This window comes from Zoogloea ramigera, from assembly GCF_006539865.1.
Classification (GTDB): Bacteria; Pseudomonadota; Gammaproteobacteria; order Burkholderiales; family Rhodocyclaceae; genus Zoogloea; species Zoogloea ramigera.
Map to the genome: position 1 here is coordinate 1 of NZ_BJNV01000190.1, position 839 is coordinate 839.

Annotated in this window: 1 protein-coding gene; it reads right to left on the bottom strand. The window is 66.9% G+C overall.

The genetic code is table 11. The annotated features are described in order from the left end of the window. The coding region (locus ZRA01_RS20385) for a methyl-accepting chemotaxis protein (RefSeq protein WP_246093808.1) at window positions 1–839 on the bottom strand (839 nt) is incomplete at both ends.

An 839-nucleotide genomic window follows, 5' to 3' on the forward strand; every position in this document is an offset into this window, starting at 1 on the left:
AGGCTCTCGGCGGCCGCGGCGGCCTCTTCGACGAGGGCCGCGTTCTGCTGGGTGACTTCGTCCATCTGGCCCACCGCGTGGGTCACCTGCTCGATGCCGCCGCTCTGCTCCTGGCTCGCCTCGGCGATCTCGGTGACCAGCGCCGACAGCTTCTGGAAGTTGGTCACCACTTCTTCCATCGTCTGGCCTGCTTCGTTCACCAGCTTCGCGCCGTCTTCCACCTTGTCAACGCTGTCGGCGATCAGCGCCTTGATCTCACGGGCTGCCTGCGCGCTGCGCTGGGCGAGGCTGCGCACCTCGCTCGCCACCACCGCGAAGCCACGCCCCTGCTCGCCCGCCCGCGCCGCTTCGACCGCTGCGTTGAGCGCCAGGATGTTGGTCTGGAAGGCGATCGAGTCGATCACCCCGATGATGTCGGAGATCTTCTTCGAGCTCTCCTGGATCGAGCCCATCGTGCCCACCACCCGGTTCACCATCTCGCCGCCCTGCTCCGCCACCGCGTTGCTCGAGCTCGCGAGCTCCCGCGCCTGGCGTGCGTTATCGGCGTTCTGCCGCACCGTCGCGTTGAGCTCTTCCATCGAGCTGGCCGTTTCTTCGAGGCTGCTCGCCTGCTCTTCGGTCCGCGCCGACAGGTCGGAGTTGCCCGCCGCGATCTCCTGGGCCGCCGTGTTGATCGATTCCGACGCTTCCTTGATCTGCCCCACCACCTCGCGCAGACGCTCCACCGTCGTGTTCGTGTCGTCCTTCAGCTGACCGAACGTCCCACCGTAATCGGCCGTGATCTTCTCCGTCAGGTCGCCCCGTGCGATCGCGTTGAGCACACGGGCAAGGTCGTTGAG